Source organism: Candidatus Poriferisodalis multihospitum (assembly GCF_028283155.1).
GTDB classification, from domain to species: Bacteria; Actinomycetota; Acidimicrobiia; order Acidimicrobiales; family Poriferisodalaceae; genus Poriferisodalis; species Poriferisodalis multihospitum.
Window position 1 is genome coordinate 1 of record NZ_JAPYOK010000038.1, and the last position, 6,136, is coordinate 6,136.

A 6,136-nucleotide genomic window follows, 5' to 3' on the forward strand; every position below is an offset into this window, starting at 1 on the left:
TCGGCGTGGATGCTGGCGGTGAGGGACGAAGAGCTGAAGCCGCTTTGGATAGTGGCGAATTCCACGCCGACGCTGCGCAGGCTGTAGCCCGCGCTGTTGGAGCCGGTGGTGAACGCCTGGGCGAAATCATATTCCAAATGTGTCCCAGCTAGGCCTGACTGGCCGGTGTTGGCGACGAAGGTCTGCGCCGCCTGCTGCGCGTCAGCCCGCCCAGCCGGCAGCACCGCCAGCACCGAAGCTGCCAGCACCAACCCCAACAACGCCGCCCCGCAACGCCTCACAGCACACGCCGCACGAAAACGCTCCAACCAGAACCGCCAACGGGGGGGGGGGAGAGCAAATCCAGCCATCACAGGCCTCCCAGAATCACATGGCTCACCCCGCGCACACGCGCACGCCGAGCCAACCGAGCCACGAGACAAGTATGACCCACGGCCCCCACACGACACAACACCAAACCCAGCCCACACACCCCGCCCGCCGCACAGCGCACACAGCGCCAGTCAGCCGACGCAGACGACACCGCCTCGGGCTCTGCGGTCGGCGAGGCCGATGTTCCCGGCGAGAGCGAGGGCGAGCTGGTCTTCTGTGCCGCTGTAGCCTCGGCTGGTGGCCTCGGCCAGCGATCATCGCCTGCCGACTCTCGAAGATGCCCGCCGAGCCGCCGACGCGCTGCGAGAAGCCCTGGACCCGGGCGAGGTGCTGCTGTTCGGCTCGGTGGCCCAAGGCACGCAGGGACTCGGCTCGGACTTGGATCTGGTGTTGGTGTTCGACGACTTGGGCGATTACGGCGACCGCCGCTTGATCGCCGAGCGGGCCCGGCAGACGGTTCTGGTGGCAACCGGGTTCGGCTGCGATGTGCGGGTCACCGACCGGCCAGAGTGGGAGGTCCGCTCCAAGCGGTGCCGCTCTACCTTCGAGGCGCACATCGCCTCTCATGCGGCCACCCTTGTGTCGCGGCCTCCGCGTGGCGGCATCGACTGGGAAAAGGAGATCGGAATGGCGCCGTCTGACGCCGATCAGGCTGCCCGCAGCCTCAACAACGCGGTCAACGCGCTCACCAAGCTCCTGTTGGCCCTGGAGCCCTCGACCAAGGAGCGCGACGCGCTGTTGGCTGGCGACCTGCGCGAGGCCGGGACCTGCCCCGACGACATCGACATCGCCGGCGACCCCGACGACGCCACCGACGAGTTCTCAGCGCAAATTGCCCGAGCCGCCGCCGACCTGGCCGACTGCTGCATCGGCCTCATCGAACACCAACTCGGCTGCCCGCCCAGCCGAGCGCCTCCGCCAACAGCACCCAGAGGCAACTGCCGCGAGAATGAGCGAGCCGGAGGGCAGGTATGGACGCATCGGTCGGACGCAGCCCGCCGACGGGCAGGATCTCGCCCGAGGCGCTGTTCGCTGTGGGTGCCGTGTCGCAGTATCTGGGCGCGGCCACGGCGGTCGAGCTGTTCGACCAGATGGGGCCGGGCACCGTCGCGCTGCTGAGGGTCGCCGGCGCCGGCGCTGTGCTGGTGGTGGTGCGTCGGTCGTGGCGGCGGCGCTGGTCACGCACGGAACTGGCGTGGACGGCGGCCTTCGGGGCAGCGCTGGCGTCGATGAACCTGTTCTTCTATCTGGCCGTCGAGCGCCTGCCGCTCGGCAACTCGGTGGCGATCGAGTTCATCGGGCCGATCGCTGTCGCCGCGTTGGGCACCCGCACGGCGCGGTCGGGCGCGGCGCTGGCGCTCGCCGTCGCCGGAGTCGTGGCCCTGGCAGGGTTCGCGCCGCCCGAGGCCCAGCTCGGCGCGCTGTTCTCATTGATCGCCGGGGCGCTGTGGGCGGGATACATCATCCTGGGGCACCGGGTGGCCCGCTCGGGCATGGCGGTGGACGGGCTCGGCGTCGGGATGCTCATCGGCGCGGTGGCCATCGGCCCCGCGGGCATCGGCGGTCTCGATGCCGGTGCGGCGGCGCCGCTGCTGCTGGCAGGGGGCGTGGCGGCGGGAGTGCTGTCGAACGTCATCCCCTACGGCATCGACCAAGTCGTGATGCAGCGGCTGGCGCGGGCACGCTTCGCCCTGCTGCAGGCCCTGCTGCCGGCCACAGCGGCGCTGGTCGGGCTGGCATGGCTGCGCCAGGTGCCGAGCCTGCGTGAGGTGGCGGGCATCGCTCTGGTCATCGCTGCCATTGTCATCAACCGGCAGTCCGACCCGACTCCTGGCGACGTCGTCCCCTGAGCGCCGCAGCCCGGCTCAGAACAGCGGGTCGCGCCAGGTGGACGCCGCCGCCAGCGCACTTGCGAACGCTGCGGCCGCGATGAGCGCCAGCAGGACCCACACCACCAGCGGCGAGCGCCGCATCCCTGTGTCGATGGGCTCGTTCGAAAGTCGATCTGCCAGTGTCGGCGGGTGACGGCGTCGGCTGGTGTCGCCGATGGCGAAGCCGGCCAGCACGCCGGTTGCGAGGCCGCCGAGGTGGCCGCCGATGGAGATGCCTGGGAGGAGGAACGAGATGATCACGTTGATGATGATCAGGCTGCCCAGACCGTCCCGCCACGGGTTGGCGCCGCGCAGGTGCTCCACCACGTAGGCCGCGCCCATCAGGCCGTAGACCGCTCCTGATGCCCCGACCACTGCCGCATCGGGTCGGTGGAGCAGTGCACCGGCCGATCCGCCCAGCAGGGAGACGGCATAGGCACCCGCCAGCAGGGCAGGACCGACCGATTGCTCCAGCCTGCGTCCCAGCAGGTACAGAACCACCATGTTGAGCAGCAGATGACGCAGATCGGCGTGCAGGAAGGCGCCGGTCACGAGTCGCCACCAGTCCGTTTGCAGGAAGGCGCCGGTGACGAGTCGCCACGCCTCGTGGAACTCCGACACGTAGGGCCCATAGGTGGCGTAGCCCTGGAACGCGGAGTCGCGCAGCGACCATCTCGCAAACGGCAGCATGCGCGCGAGATCGTGGGTCAGGAGGAAGACCAGCACCGAGACGCCGCCGAGCACCGCCGTCGCCATCGGCTGCCCACTGCGCCGAATGCCAAGCCCACGCACGGCCCTAGACCCTAGGATTCGGCGCCATGTCGACGCTGCAGGACGTGATGGCGCAGTTGCGGTCGGCCGGGACAGCGCAGAACCGCAAAGTGTATGCGCGCCATGGCGCCGCCGAGCCGATGTTCGGGGTCAGCTACAAGGACCTCGGTCGCATCGCCAAGCCGCTGCGGACCGATCACGCGCTGGCAGCCGACTTGTGGGACACCGCCAATCACGATGCCCGCGTGCTGACGCTGCGCGTCGCCGATGCCGCTGCGATGACCAAGACGCGGGCGCGGCGCTGGCTGCGCGACGTGGACAATTACATCCTCGCCGAGGCCCTCGGCGGGCTGCTGGCCCAGTCGCCGCTTGCGCGAGGGCTCAGCGACGAGTGGCGCGATTCGCCCCGCGAGTGGCCCGCGTCGGTGGGCTGGTTCATCGTGGCCTGCACCGCCGAGCAGACCGATGTCTGGTCCGTCCGCGAGCTGCGCAGCCTCGTGGGCCAGATCGACGCCGAGATCGCCGAACGGCCGAACCGGGTGCGTCACGAGATGAACGGCGTGCTCATCGCGATCGGGCTGCGTGACGAGAGCCTGCGACGCTCGGTGCTCGAACTGGACGCCCGCATCGGACCCGTGCAGGTCGACCACGGCGAGACCGGCTGCAAGACGCCCGCCATCGCGCCCTACATCGACCGCACGCTCGCACATCGGGAGAATGTGGCGGCACGACGAGCCGCCAAGGCCGCGGCCAAGGCCGCGGCCAAGGCTTAGCTCTCGCCGTCGGGACCGTCGAGGAGTCGGCGGGCGACGACACGGGCGCCGTCGAGATCTTCGACGAATTGATCATCGGGGATGCTGCGAAGCACGTTCAGCTCCCTGACGCTCGTTGCCTGCGAGCCGTCGAGGCCCATCACGATGCACTTGGCGCCCGATTCCACGGCGACGTCGACGAGCTGGCCGACCATGTAAGCGGCGCTGTCGTCCATGTAGCGCGTGTCGGTGAAATCGAAGATCACCACCTCGTGCTCTTCCACGTCGTGGTTGATGGCGTTGAACAGCTTGATCGACGAGGCCGCCGTGTAGGTGCCCCGCAGCGACAGCAGGCCGGTGCGGGCCGCGAACGGATCGGGGCCGTCGAGGTCGAGACTGGGGATCGCTGGGCCGCCGGCGCCATCGGCGGCATCGGGGTCGGGCTGGTTCAGGAAGGTCATGTCCAGCAGCGGGGTGGAGACCGCATTGTCGAGCTCGAGGCGCTCGAATTGCCGGGAAGCGGTCATCGCTGCTGCGAGCAGGCCGGCGCCGACGGCCAGCAGGAGGTCGGACACCACCGACAGGCCCAGGGTGAGCCCCATGACGGCGTACTGATCGAATTGCGTCCGTCGCACCCGCACCAGGTATTGCCAGTCGATGATGTCGAAGCCGATCTTGATGAGGATGCCGGCCAGCACCGGGTGCGGGATGACCTCCGCGAAGCGTCCCAGCCCGAGCACCAGCGCTCCGAGCACCAGCGCGCACAGCGTCCCGGACACTCGTGAGCGGCCGCCGGCCTTGACGTTGGCGACCGTGGCCGACGTGGCCCCCGCGCCGGGCACCGCGCCGATGAACGCCGACAGGCAGTTGGCCGCGCCCACGCCGATCAGCTCGCGATTGGGGTGATGCGAATCGCGGGTCATCGAATCGGCGACCCGCGCCGTCAGCAGGCTGTTGATGGAGCCGAGCAGAGCGAGCGTCACGGCGGGCGGCAGGGCGCCGCCGATGCCGGCCCAGTCGAAGCTCGGCATCACCAGGTCTGGCAGGCCCGACGGCACCTCGCCGATGACGGCCACATCGTCGATCCACAGCACGCTGACCACGGTGGCCGCGAGCAGGGCGCCGACGGAGGGGGGCAGGATCCGTCCGAGCCGCCGCGGCCAGAACAGGCACACCGCGATCGCCAGGATGCCGAGCGCGGCGGCGCTGGTGTCGACGCTGCTGACCGCGTCGGGCAGTGCGCTGATGGAGGCCGCCACCCCGCCGAGCGCTACCTCGTGGCCCAGCAGCGGGATGAGCTGCACGACGATGATGATCACGCCGACAGCAGAGGTGAAGCCCGAGACGACGGGGTACGGCGTGTAGGCCACGAAGCTGCCCAGACGCAGCGCGCCCAGCAGGACTTGCAGGGCCCCCGCCAGCACCATGATGAACAGTGCTTTGTTGACGTCTCCTTGGGCGTAGTCGACCACCACCACCGACATCGCCACCGACAGCGGCGCCGTCGGCCCCGAGATCTGTGTCGTGGAGCCGCCTCCGAGCGCGGTCAGCAGCCCCACGGCCACGGCCCCGTAGAGGCCGGCGATGGCGCCGAGGCCCGAGGCCACGCCGAAGGCCAGCGAGAGCGGCAGCATCACCACGGCCGCGGTGAGACCTCCGAAGACGTCGCCGCGCAGCTGCTCTGCGGTGTAGTTCAGCGTCGGCGTCTTCAGCGCTGCCATGTCAACGCCGAGTCAGGCCGACTTCTCGGCTACTGGCCGAGGAAGGTGTCCAGCGCCTCCAGCACTGTGGCCTTGTCCGGAGCTACGAACACATGGGTCGCGCCCGAGCTGTAGATCGAGTCGCCGATGCGTACGAGGGCGCCGTAGCGGTTGACGGGAAGCCCCTGGAAGGTGGCCGTGTAGTCGGTGCCGAACGACTCGTCGCCGAGAGCGGGATCGTCGCCGTAGGTGAACGCGCCGATGGCGCCGGTCGACGGCTCAGGGAACTCGCCGCAGGCGACGATCTCTGCCTTGTAGTTGTTGAACGCCTGCGAGGCCACGTCAACTGACTCGAATCGGGTGATGGAGAGATCGAGGAACGGCCCCGTCAGCGGATCGGCCGCCCAGACGGCTTCGGAGTACGCCACAGGCAGCAGGCCGCCGTAGGCCGGGGTGCCGGGGCAGGTCTCGGGCCGCGGGATGTTCGTGGCGGTCTGCAGGGTGTCGAAGCCCTCCGGTGTCTGGCCTTCCAGCAGGGCGCCCTCCACGGCGCCGGGCAGCGCTGCGCCAGCAGAGGCTTCGGTCGTTGGCGGCGGCGCTTCGGTTGTCGTCGGCGGCGGCGCCGCAGTGGTGGGCGGCGGGGCTTCTGTCGTGGTCGGCGGAGCTGCGG

Annotated in this window: 6 protein-coding genes and 1 pseudogene; 3 read left to right on the forward strand and 4 right to left on the reverse strand. The window is 69.8% G+C overall.

All coding sequences use genetic code 11. The features are described 5' to 3' along the window. Positions 1-233, reverse strand: a 233-nt coding sequence (locus VI480_RS03040; RefSeq protein WP_323671339.1) for a hypothetical protein, incomplete at its 3' end; no start/stop codon positions are given. 376 nt (positions 234-609) lie between these two features. Here VI480_RS03040 and VI480_RS03045 point away from each other — a divergent pair. Both VI480_RS03045 and VI480_RS03050 read left to right on the forward strand, forming a co-directional pair. Beyond that, positions 610-1,491, forward strand: a complete 882-nt coding sequence (locus tag VI480_RS03045) for a nucleotidyltransferase domain-containing protein (protein ID WP_323671340.1) — start codon at positions 610-612, stop codon at positions 1,489-1,491. After that, positions 1,416-2,222 carry an EamA family transporter gene (locus VI480_RS03050; protein ID WP_323671341.1) on the forward strand — a complete coding sequence of 269 codons (807 nt, stop codon included), beginning with the start codon at positions 1,416-1,418 and terminating at the stop codon, positions 2,220-2,222. Before VI480_RS03045 ends, VI480_RS03050 begins: the two co-directional genes overlap by 76 nt. Before the next feature lie 15 nt (positions 2,223-2,237). Here VI480_RS03050 and VI480_RS03055 read toward each other — a convergent pair whose 3' ends face one another. Beyond that, positions 2,238-2,999 (reverse strand): rhomboid family intramembrane serine protease, encoded by a 762-nt coding sequence (locus VI480_RS03055; protein WP_323671342.1) that lies wholly within the window; start codon positions 2,997-2,999, stop codon positions 2,238-2,240. A 62-nt stretch (positions 3,000-3,061) separates the two neighbouring features. On the opposite strand from VI480_RS03055, the gene VI480_RS03060 reads away from it, so the two are divergent. Continuing rightward, a complete protein-coding gene (locus VI480_RS03060; RefSeq protein ID WP_323671343.1) occupies positions 3,062-3,787 on the forward strand; it encodes a DNA alkylation repair protein in 726 nt (241 codons plus the stop codon). Here the strand turns inward: VI480_RS03060 and VI480_RS03065 are convergent. Further along, positions 3,784-5,487: a SulP family inorganic anion transporter gene (locus VI480_RS03065; protein ID WP_323671344.1), complete on the reverse strand. Its 1,704-nt coding sequence runs from the start codon at positions 5,485-5,487 to the stop codon at positions 3,784-3,786. The two genes, VI480_RS03060 and VI480_RS03065, sit on opposite strands and share 4 nt — an antisense overlap. Positions 5,488-5,516: 29 nt before the next feature. After that, a pseudogene (locus VI480_RS03070) lies at positions 5,517-6,136 on the reverse strand (hypothetical protein); the annotation flags it as partial.

Excerpts from the sequence above, each read along its gene's own strand:
- VI480_RS03065 (WP_323671344.1), bottom strand. The coding sequence starts at position 5,487 with ATGGCAGCGCTGAAGACGCCGACGCTGAACTACACCGCAGAGCAGCTG.
- VI480_RS03060 (WP_323671343.1), top strand. The coding sequence starts at position 3,062 with ATGTCGACGCTGCAGGACGTGATGGCGCAGTTGCGGTCGGCCGGGACA.
- VI480_RS03055 (WP_323671342.1), bottom strand. The coding sequence starts at position 2,999 with ATGGCGACGGCGGTGCTCGGCGGCGTCTCGGTGCTGGTCTTCCTCCTG.